The sequence below is a fragment of the Alteromonas portus genome, assembly GCF_005117025.1.
In the GTDB taxonomy this organism is placed as follows: domain Bacteria; phylum Pseudomonadota; class Gammaproteobacteria; order Enterobacterales; family Alteromonadaceae; genus Alteromonas; species Alteromonas portus.
In genome coordinates this window covers 266,538-285,031 of record NZ_SWCO01000001.1, presented here as the reverse complement: position 1 = coordinate 285,031, position 18,494 = coordinate 266,538, and the positions used below count along the sequence as shown (strand labels likewise).

Annotated in this window: 17 protein-coding genes; 4 read left to right on the top strand and 13 right to left on the bottom strand. The window is 44.8% G+C overall.

Annotated elements, in window-relative coordinates; translation table 11 throughout:
• Positions 1 to 17: 17 nt before the first annotated feature.
• From E5672_RS01190 to E5672_RS01175, 4 genes are all read right to left on the bottom strand, one after another.
• Complete coding sequence (locus E5672_RS01190; RefSeq protein WP_136780563.1) at positions 18 to 1,481, bottom strand: potassium/proton antiporter; 1,464 nt, start codon at positions 1,479 to 1,481, stop codon at positions 18 to 20.
• A gap of 176 nt (positions 1,482 to 1,657) precedes the next feature.
• Entirely contained in the window at positions 1,658 to 4,234 is a 2,577-nt protein-coding gene (gene secD, locus E5672_RS01185; protein WP_136780562.1) for a protein translocase subunit SecD, read from the bottom strand.
• A gap of 85 nt (positions 4,235 to 4,319) precedes the next feature.
• On the bottom strand, positions 4,320 to 4,697 hold the full coding sequence (locus E5672_RS01180; protein ID WP_240692128.1) for a hypothetical protein: 378 nt from the start codon (positions 4,695 to 4,697) through the stop codon (positions 4,320 to 4,322).
• A 182-nt stretch (positions 4,698 to 4,879) separates the two neighbouring features.
• Positions 4,880 to 5,536 carry an NAD(P)H-dependent oxidoreductase gene (locus tag E5672_RS01175; RefSeq protein WP_136780561.1) on the bottom strand — a complete coding sequence of 219 codons (657 nt, stop codon included), beginning with the start codon at positions 5,534 to 5,536 and terminating at the stop codon, positions 4,880 to 4,882.
• Positions 5,537 to 5,954: 418 nt separating this feature from the next.
• Here E5672_RS01175 and E5672_RS01170 point away from each other — a divergent pair, with 418 nt between their 5' ends.
• Positions 5,955 to 7,844 (top strand): putative bifunctional diguanylate cyclase/phosphodiesterase, encoded by a 1,890-nt coding sequence (locus E5672_RS01170; protein ID WP_136780560.1) that lies wholly within the window; start codon positions 5,955 to 5,957, stop codon positions 7,842 to 7,844.
• An 87-nt stretch (positions 7,845 to 7,931) separates the two neighbouring features.
• On the opposite strand, the gene E5672_RS01165 is transcribed toward E5672_RS01170, so the two are convergent.
• Together E5672_RS01165 and zapE are read right to left on the bottom strand one after the other, a co-directional pair.
• Entirely contained in the window at positions 7,932 to 8,654 is a 723-nt protein-coding gene (locus tag E5672_RS01165) for a YebC/PmpR family DNA-binding transcriptional regulator (protein WP_069943781.1), read from the bottom strand.
• Positions 8,655 to 8,984: 330 nt separating this feature from the next.
• Entirely contained in the window at positions 8,985 to 10,082 is a 1,098-nt protein-coding gene (gene zapE, locus E5672_RS01160; RefSeq protein WP_136780559.1) for a cell division protein ZapE, read from the bottom strand.
• Positions 10,083 to 10,337: 255 nt separating this feature from the next.
• On the opposite strand from zapE, the gene E5672_RS01155 reads away from it, so the two are divergent.
• From E5672_RS01155 to E5672_RS01145, 3 genes are all read left to right on the top strand, one after another.
• On the top strand, positions 10,338 to 10,772 hold the full coding sequence (locus E5672_RS01155) for a ZapG family protein (protein ID WP_136780558.1): 435 nt from the start codon (positions 10,338 to 10,340) through the stop codon (positions 10,770 to 10,772).
• Between the two features lie 88 nt (positions 10,773 to 10,860).
• Positions 10,861 to 12,222 carry a DegQ family serine endoprotease gene (locus E5672_RS01150; protein ID WP_136781028.1) on the top strand — a complete coding sequence of 454 codons (1,362 nt, stop codon included), beginning with the start codon at positions 10,861 to 10,863 and terminating at the stop codon, positions 12,220 to 12,222.
• 303 nt (positions 12,223 to 12,525) lie between these two features.
• Positions 12,526 to 13,596 carry a trypsin-like peptidase domain-containing protein gene (locus E5672_RS01145; protein ID WP_136780557.1) on the top strand — a complete coding sequence of 357 codons (1,071 nt, stop codon included), beginning with the start codon at positions 12,526 to 12,528 and terminating at the stop codon, positions 13,594 to 13,596.
• A gap of 146 nt (positions 13,597 to 13,742) precedes the next feature.
• Here the strand turns inward: E5672_RS01145 and murA are convergent, their stop codons facing one another.
• From murA to mlaF, 7 genes are all read right to left on the bottom strand, one after another.
• Positions 13,743 to 15,005, bottom strand: coding sequence for a UDP-N-acetylglucosamine 1-carboxyvinyltransferase (gene murA / locus E5672_RS01140; RefSeq protein WP_136780556.1), 1,263 nt, complete (start codon positions 15,003 to 15,005; stop codon positions 13,743 to 13,745).
• 12 nt (positions 15,006 to 15,017) lie between these two features.
• Entirely contained in the window at positions 15,018 to 15,275 is a 258-nt protein-coding gene (locus E5672_RS01135) for a BolA family protein (protein WP_012517351.1), read from the bottom strand.
• Between the two features lie 29 nt (positions 15,276 to 15,304).
• Positions 15,305 to 15,613: an STAS domain-containing protein gene (locus E5672_RS01130; RefSeq protein ID WP_136780555.1), complete on the bottom strand. Its 309-nt coding sequence runs from the start codon at positions 15,611 to 15,613 to the stop codon at positions 15,305 to 15,307.
• Positions 15,610 to 16,275 (bottom strand): MlaC/ttg2D family ABC transporter substrate-binding protein, encoded by a 666-nt coding sequence (locus tag E5672_RS01125; protein ID WP_136780554.1) that lies wholly within the window; start codon positions 16,273 to 16,275, stop codon positions 15,610 to 15,612. The genes E5672_RS01130 and E5672_RS01125 overlap by 4 nt, the downstream gene beginning before the upstream one ends.
• Before the next feature lie 119 nt (positions 16,276 to 16,394).
• Positions 16,395 to 16,868 carry an outer membrane lipid asymmetry maintenance protein MlaD gene (gene mlaD, locus E5672_RS01120; RefSeq protein ID WP_136780553.1) on the bottom strand — a complete coding sequence of 158 codons (474 nt, stop codon included), beginning with the start codon at positions 16,866 to 16,868 and terminating at the stop codon, positions 16,395 to 16,397.
• 9 nt (positions 16,869 to 16,877) lie between these two features.
• On the bottom strand, positions 16,878 to 17,654 hold the full coding sequence (gene mlaE, locus E5672_RS01115) for a lipid asymmetry maintenance ABC transporter permease subunit MlaE (RefSeq protein ID WP_136780552.1): 777 nt from the start codon (positions 17,652 to 17,654) through the stop codon (positions 16,878 to 16,880).
• Positions 17,651 to 18,451, bottom strand: a complete 801-nt coding sequence (gene mlaF / locus E5672_RS01110; protein ID WP_136780551.1) for a phospholipid ABC transporter ATP-binding protein MlaF — start codon at positions 18,449 to 18,451, stop codon at positions 17,651 to 17,653. Before mlaF ends, mlaE begins: the two co-directional genes overlap by 4 nt.
• Positions 18,452 to 18,494: the final 43 nt, after the last annotated feature.

Genomic DNA, 18,494 nt, shown 5'->3' with positions numbered 1-18,494 from the left:
TGCCCTTCAATAGCACCCTATTCCTGCTCGTTGTAAAAGCATTGCTCAACGCGGCTTTTATCGAGTAGTTTGGTGATAATAAATATTTGATCGCCCGTTTCTATCTTGGTGCTGCCCTTAGGTATAAGGGTTTCTTCACCACGGGCAATCATCGCCACTACCGTATTATCAGGAAGCGACAATTCACCGATGGTTTTATTTAACGCCGGCGATAACTTCGATACTTCTATTTCTATAAGCTCGCGCTTGCTCTTGGCGACTTTTACAATTTCTAGCGTGCTCGATTCCTTTACCTCATCGTCTAACACTAAGCCCAATTTACGCGCAGCAAAAGGTAAAGTGGAACCTTGCAAGAGGGCCGAAATAAGCACGATAAAGAACACCACATTAAAAATAAGTTCAGCGTAAGGCATGCCGAATATTAGCGGAAATATGGCCAAAATAATTGGCACTGAACCGCGTAATCCTACCCATGATATAAGTAGCGATGCTTTGACCGAGAATTTTGAAAGCAACAAAATAGGCATTACCACCAGCGGTCGGGCAATAAAAATAAGTACAAAAGCAATAAGCAACCCTTCTTTCCAATTAACGAAGAGTTCGGTGGGTGTTACCAATAAACCCAATATAACGAACATAGCGATTTGCCCTAACCAAGCCAGTCCGTCCAAAAACACAAATGTATTGCGCTGATAAGCAAAGCGGCTATTCCCCACGATAACGCCCGTAATGAAAGTAGCCAGGAAACCACTGCCATTTAAATTTGCAGCAAGACCAAAAGACAATACGCCAAACAACATCACAAAAACGGGATATAAGCCGATGGCCATTAGGGTGACGCGTCTGAAAAGCCATACTGCAATACCGCCAATGGCAAGGCCCACTATTGCCCCCACTCCCATTTGGCTGGCAAAGAGCGAGAGTAAGTCAACTGGCTTAGTGGTGCTGTCTTGGATAAGGGTTATAAGGCCAATGGTGAGGAATATGGCCATAGGATCGTTCGACGCACTTTCCAGCTCCAGTGTCGATTTAATCTTAGCGGGAATGCGTATACCTGCGTTGCGCAAAACCGAAAACACCGCAGCTGCGTCGGTTGACCCTACAATAGCGCCAAGTAATAATCCTTTATAAAGGGGGAGATCTAGAATAACCATGGCGGCAATACCAGTGAGTACAGCCGTACCAATCACTCCAAAGGTGGCGAGTAAAGCGGCGGGCTTCCACGCCTGAATGATAGATTTTCTTGACGTTTGCAGGCCGCCATCAAATAGAATGAGGATAAGAGCAAAAGTACCTATAGCGTGCGCAGCATCGGCATTATCAAAGAAGATTCGGCCGATACCATCTTCACCAGCCAACATACCTACACCCAAAAACAACACCAAAACAGGTACGCCAAAGCGCGGAGATAACTTGCTGGCCAGCACGCCCAAAATGGCAAGCACTGCACTAAGTAAAATAATGTGATCAACTGCAAACATTATACGTTCCTTATTGCCCTTGATGCTCACACGCAAAATATACGGATATGCGTGCACGCATCAAGGATTCCTGTTAATACTGCTACCTTATCGCGTTTTTGTTTCAAAGTATTGAGATACAAAGGGTATTGAGTGACAAAAAGCGGCAAGGCCTAAGGTTAAGGAACTTGTGTCGCCTAAGGGATGTGCGACAACGAAGCCTTAATTTCCTCTGCAGTGGGCTTTAACTGCGCTTTACCTTGCTTCTCTCGCCTACTTCCCAATAAATACAGCAAAGTGGAGGTAATAAACAAGGTTGAAGACGTGCCAATTACGACAGCAAAAACCATAGGCACCGCAAAACTTTCTACTGCATCACCACCAAAAATAGCCATAGGAAGCAGGGCTAGCAGCGTGGTAACAGAAGTAAATACAGTACGGCTTAACGTGCTGTTCACGGCTTCATTAATAGTATCAGCTAATGGCTTGTTCGAGTCTAACCGCAATAGTTCACGGATGCGATCAAGTACTACCACCTTATCATTTATAGAGTAACCGATTAGTGCCAACAGTGCCGCGACAGCCGTTAAGTTAAATTCAATGCCCGTTAGCGCGAAAAAGCCAATGGTTTTGGTTAAATCGAGTATTACGGTAAGTAGCGCAGCGGTGGCAAAGTGCGCTTCAAAACGCGCCCACAGGTACACGAGCATACCGCCACCGGCTATAAGCAATGCTAAAATTGATAGCTCAGCAAAGCCCCCACTTACTTTAGGTCCAACCATATCTATTTTATCAAAGCGTACCTCACTGTCGGCTTGCGAAATCGCACGTTTTAGTGCGTCAGTCTGCTTTGCGTTGCTATTTTCAAGCTCACCACCGCTATCTAAAACAGGGGCCCGCAATAAATAGTGATGCTCACTGCCATATTCTTGGATTGCTATCTGCTCAAAACCATTACTTTGAATGACATTGCGCAGCTCATCGGTAGAAAGGCTTGGCGCGGTCAGTTCAATCATAGTACCACCGGTAAAGTCTACGCCATAATGTAAGCCAGGCTTAGCAAATAGTCCGATTGAAAGCACCGTAAGCACGACAGAAACAGCGAGTGCAACTTTGCGTCTTGCCAGAAAATTAATACCGCTAAGCTTATCGGTTAACCGCAAAAAGGGGGATGAGAAGTGCAAAGGAAGGCGCTGCTGCGCGCGATCTTGCGTATTCTTTTGCTTCGACTTAACCACTCTAAGCATCAGCATTTTAGTTAAAGCGACTGCAGTAAATACCGAGGACACCAGGCCAAGAGCAATAGTAATAGCAAACCCTTTGATGGGGCCGCTGCCAAACATAAACAACAAGCTTACTGCAATTAATGTGGTGAAGTTTGAATCTACAATAGTTGCGAACGCTTTATCAAAACCTACTTGTATTGCACTGGCTGCCGGACGCCCTTTTTTACTTTCCTCACGAATACGTTCATTAATCAATATGTTGGCGTCTACCGCCATGCCCATGGTTAAGATCAAACCTGCAATGCCCGGTAACGTCAGGGTTGCACCAAACAGGGTTAATGCGCCAAACACCAGTGCCATGTTGATACACAAAGCAAAGCTTGCGATAGCACCCCACCTGCCGTAAATCGCCACCATAAACGCTAATACCAGTAACGCACCTGCCACGCCACTTTCAACACCGGTTTGAATTGCATCACTGCCTAAATCAGGCCCCACCGAGCGTTCTTCTATTATGGTAAGTGGTACAGGTAGCGCACCTGTGCGAAGCATCAATGCGGTGTTGCCTGCTTCGGGCAACGTAAAGTTACCGGTTATTTCACCACGACCACCTGGGATCACGCTATTTATAACGGGGGCAGTAACCACTTTGTCGTCAAGTACGATAGCAAGCACACGGCCAATATTGTCACGGGTCATAGTGGCAAACTGTTTGGCACCTGCGCTGTCTAAACGAAACGTCACCACTGGCTGGCCAGTCTCGCTGCTTAATACGCCTGCCGCATCGGTAATGTGTTCACCTTCTAGCGCTACTTTTTGTTCTAAGCGATAGGTATTCCCCGCCATATCTTGCTTATTCATCACCTGCTCAGACTGACTATTTGCCGCCCAGTGAAAGGTCATTTGTGCGGTAGTGCCCAGTAATTTTTTAACTTGAGTGGGGTCAGACATACCAGGCATCTGAACTAATATGGCGTCTTTACCTTGTAGCGTAACGCTAGGCTCAGTGAGGCCCGTTTCGTTCAAGCGCTTGCGAACTACCTCTACACTTCGACTTAACGTGTCTTTAATGAGTTGTTCGGTATATAGCTCGTTAAGCGTAAGAGTAACGGTATTTTGCTTTATCGTAACATCAAGTGCGCTTGAACCACTTGGCTGAGCAGAAATTTGATATGCCGTGTCTTTTACTTTTCTTACGTCGTCTGGATTACGCAACGTAAAGACAACGCTACCTGGACTACTGTGGCTTCCCGTTTTATGGGTAAGTGAGTGAGACGTTTTTGTATAGCGCACATTTTGACTACGCAATGCAGTAAACAAGTCGCTTGAAAAACTATTGAGCTGCTTTTCAAACAATGCGTTGGTGTCTGCGGCTAAAAGTAGGTGTGAGCCACCTTGTAAATCTAAGCCTAACGATAGTGTGGAAGAGGTGTACCATGTAGGTAACTGCTGTTTAATTGATTGTGGCAATATGTTGGGCGCAGCACTCAGTAAACCGAGCATAACGATGAGCACATACACTAAGCCACGAAATGAAAATCGTGCCATTTTGAAATCCTGAATAATAATGTTTGCAAGGTCGCCAAATTTGAGAACACGACAGGTGTGCTCCCATGTTGACGCATATGAGTTGTTAAATCAGGATAGAAGGTGGTGCGCGAGGGCTTGGTTTAACCCACTTTTGTGACTGAAAAGGGACGTCTGCTGAACGTGTACTGACAGCAAAAAGGCCGACATAAGCCAAGTGCAACGAAGCAGGTATTGGCCCAAAGAGATCGGCATCGGTAGGCTGCTCACTGTTGTTGTCCGTCAGCTTGCTGGCGTTAAACCGAAGAGAGTAGCTGTGCGGGTTATGAACAAACTTAGCAAGCGGTGACTGCGACGTTACCTCAGCACTATTCGCTACATCAAGTGGCTGAAACCCGGTACTCACAACCACATACGACAATACCCACGCCATGAGGAAAGGCGCAAATGTAGAGGGGTAAAAGCGTTTAAAGACTGTATTCACCAGAATTCCATCGCAGTTAGAGGTAACAGTTGTGAGTTGTCAATGGAGGGAAATGGGGGCTAAAAAAGCAAATTCAATCGCTATAATAAAAAGAGCCCAATTTAAGGACTCTTCTGACAATTCGCATTTTTCGTATTTACGGGTGACGTACATTTACTTTAGCGCCACCTTGCCAATACAAGTTACACGATTGCAATTATGTCTTCTTTCGCCAAGCGCGCTTTTGGAAGACCGTGATTCCAATCTTTCTCAGTATCAGGGTAACCCATGGCAAGTGCTACCTCGCAAATATGACCATCAAGTTCATCTTTAAACAACTCACCAAGTAATTCAGGATCAACCCCTTCCATAGGTGTGGAAGCGATCCCCAGGCGAGCTAAAGTATGTAGCACGTTACCTAGTGCCAGATAAACTTGAGCTTTAGTCCACGCCGCGTTATTACCCTTATCATCGGTGTTCGCTTCAGCAAATGCGTAAGCGCCCATGAAGTTCTCACGCATATCTTCTGGTAAGTGACCAGAAGATACTTCTGCATCAACACGCTTAACAAATTTCTCTTTAGTGAATTTAGGATCATAGGCAAACAAAATAGTATGCGACGCTTCTTTTGCGTGATGCTGATTAAACTGATGTTTATTGGCAAAACTATCATGTAGGCGCTGTTTAGCTTCGTCGCTTTCCACTACAACGAATTTCCACGGTTGTGAATTAATTGAAGACGCTGATAATCTCAATGCTTCAAGTATTGTGGTTAGCTCGTCGGCTGAAATACGCTTGTTAACATCGTACTGCTTTACGGTATAGCGCTTGTTTAAATCTTCAATAATTGGATGAGACACTACTAACTCCTCAATACATAGTCGGGATCAAATCAAAAGTTGAGCGTATGTTATCGATTCAGCTTTTCAATGATAAGCCCGATAAAAGGCGAATCAGTTTCAAATTATTTTTGACAATAGTTTCGAAATGTAGAGGTAAACGGAAGCATAGTTTAATAATATGCTTACTAATGGTGGGAGGTAATGTTAATAGCGCTCAAAATAGATTACTCTGGCGAAGCGTCAAATTTCAACACTCATTTAATTAGACAAAACTAATGTAAGAGCAAGTAATATCGACACTTTTTCACAATTTTCATCAACTAAAGGTTCATTGATAAGCTCCAATTACTCACCTATTATTAATAAAGTAATATATCGTCCTTACGACCAACGCTTCCAACTACTCCATACAAATATTTGATAATTTTACACTGATATGAGCCAAACCCACGAAACTACCACAGGGCAAAAAGAGATGATGCAGGTTCGGCATCGACGGCGGTTTGCGCTTTGTCAGATTTTAACTGTTATAGGTGTAATCTTTCTGTTCGCATTAGGAAGCCTAAGCCTATATAACCACGCCTTATTGCTTGGAACCATATTGGTAAGTAGCGCGATAGTTGGCTTGGTCAATCTTTATCTTTTAAAGCGCACAGGTAATGTTGAAAGAGCCGCCATTGTGTTAAGCGGTATATTGTTTGTTTTGTCCATGAGCCTGCTTATTACAGGGGGAAAGGACAACACCGGCATGTTGTGGATATATCCCATTGCGGCAATTAACTTATTTATTAATCGTTTTTGGCCTGCGGTTGTCGTCTTCTGCATTTTTAGTATTACCAGTATTCTTCTTTTATTTACGCCACTTTCTAGCTTACTAATGACGAGCTACACCCTAGTCGAAGCCATACGTTTTATTCTAACAACATTGGCTTTGAATCTAATTTGTCTTGCCGCATTACGTTCTGAAGAGCAGTCGTACGAGACGATCATTAAACTGCACGACGATGACATCAGGCAAATGGCGTTTTACGACACGTTAACCGGTCTTCCGAACAGGTGGAATTTCAAAACAAACTTACAACGAGTTATCGAAAGAGCCTTCAAAGATAAACAAAAAGTTGGGCTACTTTATATAGACCTAGATAACTTCAAACAGGTTAATGATCAGTATGGTCATGAAATGGGTGACAAACTCTTACTCAAGTTTAGTGAAAAGTTATGGAGCGAAATCCGTCCGTCAGACCAAGTACTGAAACCTCAAGAGGAGAGTATTGCCAGGCTTGCGGGTGACGAATTCGTGGTACTGCTACCAAATATTAAAGATACGTTCGACGCGGGTACAGTGGCAGCACGGATTTTAAACATTTTCGACGGTGGCTTCGAGGTGGATGGTATTACTCACCTAACTTACGCCAGTATTGGTATTGCTGTTTTCCCCGATGACACAGTAGAGCCCAGTGAACTACTTCATTACGCTGATACAGCAATGTATGACGCGAAACAAAACGGTCGAAATTGTTATAAATTTTTTACCCAAGAGATTGCGGAAACCATCAAACAACGCCAAAAAATAGAGAATGGATTAAGGTCGTCGCTGGAGAACCACCAATTCACTTTGGCATTCATGCCCATTTTCAATTGTGATAACGATGATATTGTTGCCATTGAAGCACTGCTTAGATGTAAAGCCCCTGAGCTAGAAGGTATAGGGCCTGATCAATTTATTCCGGTTGCCGAATCAACAGGGCTTATAAAAGAAATTGATTTATGGGTACTAGAGCACGCTTTGCAAAGACTTGTAGTATTGCAGCAGCAACACAACTTCACAGGAAAGATGTGCATCAATATATCTGGCGTTGAGTTACACAACGAAAACTTTCCACCTCTGGTTAAACGTTTACTTGAAACACACAAGGTAAATCCTTGTAGCGTAGAATTGGAAGTAACTGAAACCGCATTGGTTGCTGGAGATAAAACCTGCTTAGAAACCCTTAATGCGTTAAATGAGTTAGGCGTTTCCTTAGCACTCGACGACTTTGGAACCGGTTATACCGCATTCAGCCAACTTATCCACTACCCCGCCGACTGCCTTAAGATTGATCGCTCTTTTGTTAGTGATTTATTTTCTGAAAAAGAGCCACGAAGCAAAATGGTTTTGATTATACAAAACCTTGCGGAGCTTTACGGTTTACGGGTTATCGCGGAAGGAGTTGAAACTGAAGAGCAGTTAAACTACTTAAAGAGACATGGCTGTGACTGGGCACAGGGGTATTTCTTATCTCGCCCCTTACTTTGGGATGATTTAATTAAGCGTCTAGCTGAATAAAAGTAAAACTAAGATAACATCCTGTTTATAACGAAAAGCCCCTCTATTGAGGGGCTTTCACATTAAAAAACGAAATATATTCGCATTTTAATTAGGCGTAATCGCGTTGTGATAAACGTCTTGTACGTCGTCACAGTCGTTAAGCATGTCCATGAATTTTTCAAACATAGGCATGTCTTCTTCGCTAATCTCAGTTTCAGTCTGAGGCATCCAGCTCATTTCTTCGGCAATAAAGCTAATGTCTGGGTAGGCTTCAGTTAGCGCTGTCTTTACTTGATAGAATTCAGTGTGCGGCGCATAAACGGTCACTTTATTGTCTTCTACTTCAACGTCAGTTACGTCTACGTCAGCTTCCATCAGCACTTCTAGGATAGCGTCTTCGTCGTCACCTTCAAACTGGAATACTGCTTGGTGATCGAACATATGCGATACCGCACCCTGTGCACCAAGTTTCGCGTTAGTTTTAGTAAAGCAGTTACGTACTTCAGTGATGGTGCGGTTTGCATTGTCAGACAAGCAGTCAACAATTACCATGCAGTTACCTGGGCCAAAACCTTCGTAGCGCATAGGCTGGAAGTCTTCACCAGCGCCACCAGCGGCTTTATCAATCGCTTTTTCAATAACGTGGCTTGGTACTTGGTCTTTTTTCGCTTTTTCCATTAGGCGGCGAAGTGAAAGGTTGGTGTCCGGATCGGCACCACCATTTTTCGCACATACGTAAATTTCTTTACCGTATTTAGAATAAACTTTAGTTTTTTGGCCGGCAGTTTTTGCCATGGCGTTTTTACGAACTTCGAATGCTCTTCCCATCTTAAAATTCTCTTTCTCGCAATTTGAAATGCTGCGTTGGGTTTTATCGGGCTACCTGTTGCCTGACGGTTCATCAGGCGCATCGCTCTGCCTTACTTGGAAGCATTGCCGAACTCGACGTTTCTATAAATGGCCGAACGCGACGGTGCTTAACATTGCCAAGCGAAACACTGCCCAAAATAACGGTAGGCTAAGCGACACAAAAAATTTGGGCGAAATTCTACCTTAATTTTCATGTAATACCAACGTGAACGCCCCGAGAAAGGGTGTAGGTTGGTAGCTTTCACATTTTCGATGAGGTCAAAATGTACTCTGACCCCATATTTATGTTTACGGTAAGTGCTCGGTTGCTAGGTAGTCGTGGGACTGCATTTCCTTTAAGCGGCTAAGACAGCGTCTGAACTCAAAGTTAAGTAGCCCCTCGGTGTACAAGCTTTCCAGCGCGACTTCTGCAGATATGATCAGCTTTACATTTCGCTCGTAAAACTCGTCCACCATTGCAATAAAACGGCGTGCCACATCGTCATTATGCTGGCCCATTTCCTTAACATTCGCTAAAAGCACTGAGTGATAACAACGGCTTAGCTCAATGTAGTCGCTCTGGCTGCGGGGCCCGCCACACAGGGCTTTAAAATCAATCATCAATACCCCGTCAGCGTTTCTAAGCGTCGGTATTTTTCGGTTGTTCACCTCAATATCTTCGCCTTTAGAGCCTTCTTCCGGTGCTAACTGAGAAAAGTAGCTATGCAAGTTTTCAGTGGCTTCGTCATCAAGTGGGTAGTGATAAATTTCGGCTTGCTCTAAGGTCCTAAGACGATAATCAATACCGCTATCAACATTTACCACGCGGGTATTCTGATTGAGTAGATCGATAGCAGGTAAGAACCGCGCACGCTGCAATCCGTTTTTATACAAATCGTCAGGGACTATGTTCGACGTCGCCACCAGCACAATACCGTGACCAAACAGCTCTTCCATTAACGTGCCTAAAATCATGGCGTCGGTTATATCAGACACGAAAAACTCGTCAAAGCATATTACCCGCGCTTCTTTTGCTAACTTAGCCGCTACCAGCTTTAGCGGGTCTTGTGCGTTTTTAAGCTGCTTTAGTTCATCGTGCACACGGTACATAAAGCGGTGAAAATGCACGCGCATTTTCTTCTCGAACGGCAAACAGTCGTAGAAGGTGTCTACTAAATAGGTTTTGCCTCGCCCTACCCCGCCATAAAAGTAAATGCCCTGGATACCAGGCTTCGCATGGCCTTTCCCAAACGCTGCTTTTAACTTTACCCGCCACGTCGTTTTCCTTTCAGGTTGGGTAAGTTCATCAAACAAACGCTGAAGTTCTTTTACTGCATTTTCTTGCGCCGCGTCGTAATGAAAGTCAGACGACTGAAGATCTAGCTGATATTTTTCCCATGGCGTCATCGCCGAAACCACTCCGTACAAAAGTCAATAGTGGCGCTTGCTGCACCGACCTGCTTGAATTTCTCAATTATGACCTTAATTTTAATGGAAATCACGGTAGAATCTCACATTGAAATTCGACATACACCGAATAAATGCCTCGATGTATGCGCTTTTCGGGTTCGACCTTGCTATATTCAGCGTATGGTCGAAAGCAGCTTTTAGATCGTAGAAGTAAAGGTCGGCTGCAAGATGTAGATTGATTCGGAGAATATAATGGAATTGTTAGTATCTCTTGCTTTGTTAGTAGTTGGGTTAATTATTGGCTTTTTCGCAGGTCGCTTTTTTCAACAAAAGCAGGGCGCAGGCAATACTGCACAGACTGAGAAGCAAGTTAAAGAGATCCTTGCACAGCAGGCGCAACACCACATTCATCAAACTCGTCAAAGCTTAGAGAGCATTGAAAGCCAGTGCGAAACCCTAAAGCAACAAATTGAAGAGTATGAATTGCTGCTTGAACAAGGCGGCGATGATGACAGCAAAGTCCCTTTTTACGGGGAACAAGCAACCACATATTTACGTAATAACCTGAAAGGGTCTGACAAATCGAGAGTTAAGCGTGTTTCTGATACACAGCCTAGAGACTTCGCTAACTCGGGTTCTGGGCTGTTCGTCGGCGGTTCTGATAAGAATACCGCAGAAAAACAGTAACATCGGGAACTTTATCACGACCTCGGACTCTTCTAGTGAAACCATGCTATGTCGCATATAACATGAAGGAGTGTAAGCGAACATGAAAATGTCTTTCCGCCATTGTCTATTGGCGTCTGCCGTTGTTGTAAGTTCATTGGGCTTTACTGCTAGCACACAGGCGGCGTTACCGTTCTTTTCTGATAAAAAAGATGAAGTTCCCTCTTTAGCCCCTATGCTAGAAGAAGCTACTCCTGCGGTAGTAAGCATTGCGGTAGAGGGAACCCAAACCTCTACGCAGCGTGTACCCGAGATGTTTCGCTACTTCTTCGGTGCCCCGCAAGAGCAGGTTCAAGAACGTCCTTTCCGAGGTCTTGGTTCTGGTGTCATCATTGATGCCGATAAAGGTTATGTCGTTACCAACAACCACGTTGTTGATAATGCAGATGAAATCACCGTTAAGTTAACTGACGGTCGCGAGTTTAAGGCGAAAAAGCTAGGCTCCGACGAGCAAAGCGATATCGCGTTACTTAAAATAGAACCTGATGATTTAAAAGCGTTACCGCTTGCCGATTCTGACGCGCTGCGCGTAGGCGACTTTGTAGTAGCTATTGGTAATCCGTTTGGTCTTTCTCAAACAGTTACCTCTGGCATTGTGAGCGCCCTGGGCCGTTCTGGCTTGAACATTGGCGGTTATGAAGACTTTATTCAAACCGACGCCGCAATTAACCGCGGTAACTCAGGTGGCGCGCTGGTTAACCTTCATGGTGAACTGGTTGGTATCAACACTGCTATTTTTGGCCCTAACGGCGGCAACGTCGGTATTGGTTTTGCCATTCCTGCCAATATGATGAAAAGCCTAATTGATCAAATTGCTGAGTTTGGTGAAGTACGCCGTGGCCTGTTAGGCATTTTAGGTAGCGATATTGACGCGGGCCTTGCAGAAGCCATGAATGCGGAAGTGAATATTGGTGCGTTCGTGAGCGAAGTGCAGCCAGACTCGGCTGCTGAAAAAGGTGGTCTGCAAGCTGGTGATATTATTACCGCTATTAACGGTCGTAAACTTCATAGCTTCCAAGAACTACGCGCAAAAATCGCGAGTATGGGTGCGGGCGCTGAAGTTGAGCTCACCGTTATGCGAAAAGGTAAGAAAATGAATGTAGATGTTGTCTTAGATGACGCTACAGATACCACAGTAACGGCAGCTCAAATTCACCCAGCGCTAGAGGGTGCAACCCTGTCTAACGGCGCTGACAATGCTGGCAACGCAGGCGTTGTAGTTTCTGAAATAGAACGAGGCGCACCAGCTGCACGCATTGGCCTTCAATCTGAAGATGTAATAATTGGCGTTAACCGAGTCCGCACTTCTACAGTAGCTGAGTTCAGAAATGCGCTAGACGAAGCTAAAGGCGTTATCGCGCTTAATGTAAAACGCGGTAACTCAACGCTTTACTTGGTTATCAGGCAGTAACATTCGTGAAATATGCAATACCTGTAACGGTATAGATAAAAAACGGCGCATTTAGCGCCGTTTTTATTGAAACACAGATAATATATTTAGCGTTACTAAACCACCGAGCCTTGTGCACACCGCGATAAACGTAACGAGTTACACAAAATTTGCGTTTCGTTACGGTAGTTTATTGAATAAAGTGATATCCTTTACATTAAGAATGACAATTTAAGAACGTTGCGCTTTAAATTTGTGAAGTAGCGCCGCTTATGACGGTGCATATAGAGTAAGTGCGACAGACAACAATAATAAGTGTAACTTGTGACTGGCCGCTCGATAATAAACTTCTTACTAAAATCTGTAGTTCTTGGCGTAGCTGTTGCTGCACTTCTATTAGTGTTCCTTCCCGACCTTCGCAATGGAAAAGGCCTTGCTCAAGGTTTTTTTAATACACCCTCAGTAAGTGCTAGCCGCGAGAGCTATTTCACTGCATTAAGCCGTTCTGCGCCTGCAGTAGTTAATATTTACAGCGTAAGTATTGAAAACGGTTCAGGCTTATTTAGAAATCAATCTCGTGGACGAACCAACTTGGGTTCTGGCGTTATTATGACAGAAAATGGCTACCTGCTTACCTGTCACCACGTTGTTGCCGATGCAGATAGCATTTACGTGGCGGTTCAAGATGGGCGTATTTTAGAAGCGCAGATTGTAGGCACCGACCCTTTGACCGACCTTGCCGTATTAAAAGTGACAGCGGATAACCTGCACATAATTCCTCAAGTAGCTGAACCCGATACCCATGTGGGTGATGTAGTCATGGCGATAGGCAATCCTTTCGACCTGGGACAAACCATTACTCAAGGGATAGTAAGCAGAGCTGGCCGTAATGGCCTTTCAAACTATGTTGATTTTATTCAAACCGATGCCGTATTGAATCAAGGTAATTCTGGTGGTGCTTTGGTAGACAGTAACGGCATACTATTGGGTATCACTAATGCAAATTTTCAGGTGTTAGATTCTAATAACCGCGCCCGCAATGTTGACGGTATTAACTTTGCTGTACCCTACGAATTAGCCAAGCGAGTCATGGATGAAATTATCAGTAACGGGCGAGTTGTGCGCGGTCAGCTAGGCTTTGTTGGCGGTGAAAATCGCAATCGACCAGGCATAGATGTTTCTGCGGTAGCAAAAGGCAGCCCAGCCGATATTGCGGGAATTCGCCCTGGTGACATTATCGTCGCCATAGACGGCGTACGTTTAGAAAGCGCCTCAAAAACGCTGGATATGATTGCAGAAACAGAGCCTGGTACCGAGCTTGAGATTGAGCTTAGTCGTGATGGTCGCTCCATTACTATTACAGCAACTGTGGCTGAACTTCGCGCGGGCCAATAATTGCTATCAATATTCAGCGGCATGTAAACAAATAACAGTGGCTCAGCTGTCGTTTAACTACACGGGTAGTTAAGATAAATCAGACACAAAAAAAGCGCCGTAATGAACAGGCGCTTTTATCCAGGCTAAAAACTTACAAGATAACGTTACTCTTTAACTCGCTCTATGATGGCGCCTAAATTACCAAGTTTCTCTTCAATCGATTCATAACCGCGATCTAAATGATAAATACGGTTAACGTGAGTTTCACCTTCTGCAATAAGACCAGCGATCACTAAGCTTGCTGATGCACGAAGGTCAGTTGCCATCACCGGTGCCCCTTTCAAGCTTGAACTACCTTTAGACACGGCCGAATTCGCTTCTAACGCGATCTCTGCGCCCATGCGCTGTAGCTCTGGCACGTGCATAAAACGGTTCTCGAAAATAGTTTCAGTTATTACGCCTGTACCTTCGGCAACACAGTTAAGGGTAACAAACTGAGCCTGCATATCAGTTGGAAATGCTGGGTGCGGTGCGGTTTTAACGCGCACTGCCTTAGGCTTACGACCTTCCATATCTAGCTCAATCCAGTCTTCGCCTACGGTAATTTTCGCGCCAGCTTGCTCAAGCTTATCTAGTACCGCATCCAACGTGTCAGGTGCCGCATGGGTACAGCGAATTTTACCGCCCGTTACCGCAGCCGCTACCAAGAAAGTACCGGTTTCGATGCGATCAGGCAGAACTGCATAATCACAGCCATTTAAGGTTTCTACGCCTTCAATGGTTATTTTATCACTTCCTGCACCAGTGATTTTTGCGCCCATCTGGATAAGACAATTCGCCAAATCAACAATTTCAGGCTCGCGTGCCGCATTTTCTAAGATAGTCGTACCATCAGCCAATGCTGCAGCCATCAACAGGTTTTCAGTTGCCCCTACACTCACCATATCCATAAAGATACGGGCACCTTTTAGGCGTCCATCAACTTCAGCACGGATGTAGCCTTCATCAACTTCAATCTTTGCGCCCATCTTTTCAAGGCCCGTTAAATGAAGGTTTACTGGACGGGCACCAATGGCGCAACCACCAGGTAAAGACACGTTTGCTTTACCTTGCTTAGCTAGTAACGGCCCAAGCACCAAGATAGATGCACGCATAGTACGTACTAACTCATACGACGCTGTAACGCTTTGTAGCGTGCTGGCATCAATAACGATATCGTTAGGTGCGGGTAGAGCTACTTCTACGCCTAATTCACGCAGCAGTGCCGTGGTTGTGTTGATATCACGAAGACGAGGAACATTTGTGTAACGACAGGGTGCATCGGTCAGCAAGCTAGTCATCAATAATGGCAAGGCCGCATTTTTGGCACCCGAAATACGCACAGTGCCGTTGAGCGCAGGGCTCTTTTTAATTACGAGTTTATCCACGTGCTACGCCTATTATTGAGGAATATTAAACTGGCGCTCGCGCTCCCAGTCTTTAACTGAAAACGTCTTGATGGTAATTGCATGCATGCTACCGTCTGCAATTTTATCAGCTAAAGGCGCGTATACTGCCTGCTGACGCTTCACACGACTCATTTCGTTAAATGCATCGCTTACCGCAATGATATTAAAATGCGAACCTTCGCCCTTTACATGGACTTCGTGCAGGTCTAACGCATCTTTCAAGATTTTTTCAATTTCAGACAATTCCATAACTTACTTCTTAATTCGCTAACTGGTGTTTATTCTACGGGTAAAAAGCTATCTGCGTCGCTTATTTTCGCAAGCTTTTGCAGCTTTTCGGGCATTTTATAAAGGGTCATGCTAACACCATTTTGCTTTGCATCCCTAACAGCATTAATCAGCCATGCCAAACCTGCACTATCTGCACGCTCTACATCACTCAAATCAATCTGACATCTTTTGTTAGTAATCAAAGTGCTACGTTCGTCAGCGCTTAAACTTACCCAAAAGTTTTTCGACAGCGTTTCACGGTCTAAGTGACCGTGAACCACAATGTTGCCCTTGTCGTTTACCTCGAATAGGCTCACTCAGCCTCTCCTTCGATTTCAATAGGCTCGCCTTGGTTAAGCTCTACCGGCTTACCAATTTTATCGCGCATTAACGCAATTACAGCATCGATACCGTCTTGACGAAGTATTGATTCAAATTCGCTACGCTTACTGTTTAACATACTAATGCCTTCAGCAACCATATCGTAGGCTTTCCATTCATTCGTTTTAGTGTCTTTACGAACCTTAAATGCAATTTTAATTTCAGGACGATTTGGGTCTTGAACTACCGCGCGCACAGTTACTGACTTTTTATCATCAAAAGAGGATTCGGGCTCAAAGATAACTTCTTGGTTGTCATAGTAACCCATTGCAACCGCGTACGTTGTGACTAAGTATTGACGAAATACGCTGATGTACTCGCCCATTTTTTCCTGTGGCACAGATTTAAAGTGCTTGCCCAGTACCATAAAAGCAGCAAATTTATAATCAATGTGCGGAACAAGCTCTTCCTGCATAATAGTGCGCAGCATTTCTGGATCGGCTTTAATCGCTTCTTGATTCGCTTTAATACGCTCAAACGTGCGGTTGGCCACATCCTGAACTAGCTCGTAGGGGTTTTGCTCATTAACTTCTTGCGCATTTGCTATGCCCGCTACAGACATCATAAAGATGCCAATTGCTACCATAAACTTTTTCAAAATCACTCTCCTAACTTAAAACTCTATTTAGCAGACCTGACAAAGAAACATTTAGTTTCATCAGATCGCTGGAATTAAATGACGACTTCAACTGTATACGTGTGGCCGAAGTACCGCGATTAGTCTTCGTCGCTTCCGCGGTTAAATAAAAACTGTCCGATAAGGTCTTCTAACACCAATGCTGACTTAGTATCTTGAAGATAATCGCCGTTTTTCAAATTGGCGACACCGTCAAAAGAGAAGCCCGGTTGGAAACCAACATACTGCTCGCCTAATAAACCAGACGTCAAAATAGACACAGAACTCGTTTCAGGGAAGCCGTTGTACTCGTTTAAAATGGAAAGCTCTACCACAGGCGTAAAATCTTCTTGGTCCAGGGTAATTGACGACACACGGCCAACGGTTACGCCACCCACTTTCACCGCTGAACGAGGTTTTAGGCCACCAATATTGTCAAACTTCGCATATAAGGTGTAGGTATCGCCTTCAGTAGCAACGGTCTGGTTTGCAACCTTTAGAGCCAACAACATCAATGCACCGATAGTAAGCACGACAAACACACCAACCATCACTTCCGTTTTATACTTACTCATTCCAATCCCCTACTCGATACCAAACATAAGGGCGGTTAGCACGAAGTCCAGCCCTAATACTGCTAATGATGAATAGACCACCGTCTCGGTAGTCGCTTTGCTGATCCCTTCCGATGTTGGAATAGAATCGTAACCTTTAAATATGGCAATCCACGTCACAACCAAGGCAAACACGAGGCTTTTTATTACGCCGTTTATGACATCTTGGTTCCAATCTACTGTCGACTGCATAATTGACCAGTAGCTGCCTGCATCAACCCCTAGCCAGTCAACGCCCACTAAGTGGCCGCCTAAAATACCAATTGCGCTGAAAATAATGGCAAGCATTGGCATTGCTAACATCCCCGCCCAAAATCGCGGAGCAACAATTCGCCTTAGCGGGTCTACCGCCATCATCTCTAAACTACTTAACTGCTCAGTAGCTTTCATCAGGCCAATTTCAGCGGTCAACGCTGAACCTGCACGCCCTGCGAAAAGCAAGGCTGTAACCACAGGGCCAAGTTCACGTAATAGAGAAAGCGCCACCATGGGACCTAAGCTGCCTTCTGCACCGTAGTCCACTAAAATCGTGTAGCCTTGCAGCGCCATTACCATGCCAATAAACAGGCCAGAAACCATGATGATAAGTAACGACTGAACACCAACCACATAAAGCTGTTTAATAACCAGTGGAATGTTTTTTACTCGAGGAACAGCGATGAGTGCGCCAAACAGCATTAGCGCCGCTCTACCAATGGCAGAAATCTTCCCTATTGTTTTAGCACCTATCGATTGGAAGAACTTCATTTATCTGCCCCCAAAAAGCTTGTTTTCAAATCAGGTGCAGGGTAATGAAAGGGTACCGGGCCGTCTGCTTTTCCTTTCAAGAACTGCTGAACTAATTCAGAGTCACTTTCTTTAATTTGCTGTGCCGTTCCTTCACCGATAACCCGCTTATCTGCCAAAATGTAGATATAGTCAGCAATGGTCAACACTTCGGTTACATCGTGGGTTACCACTATGCTGGTAAGGCCTAGTGCGTCGTTTAGTTCACGAATTAGCTTCACCAACACGCCCATAGAAATAGGATCTTGTCCGGCAAAGGGTTCGTCGTACATGATTAAATCTGGATCAAGCGCTATTGCCCTAGCAAGAGCTGCCCTACGCGCCATCCCACCAGATAGCTCACTGGGCATTAACTGAGCAGCACCGCGTAACCCTACAGCCTGTAGCTTTAAAGCGACAATAGTCGCGATAACGTCTTCCGATAACTCGGTATGTTCGCGAAGCGGAAACGCCACGTTATCGAACACACTCATATCGGTAAATAACGCGCCACTTTGGAAAAGCATGCTCATTCTGCGACGGGTTTCGTACAAAGACTTTCTCGACATTGAGACAATTGAATCGCCGTCGAACCTAACGTCACCTTCATCTGGCGTTAACTGCCCGCCGATAAGGCGCAGCAGCGTGGTTTTACCTATACCACTTGGCCCCATTACCGCAGTAATTTTGCCTTTGGGCACCTTAAGCGAAATTCCATCATAAATAATGCGGTCAGCACGCTTAAAGGTTAGGTTATCTACTTCAACTAAATGATCCATAGTTACTTAAATGTCGACCCCTGACGCTGAATTGATGTCGTTT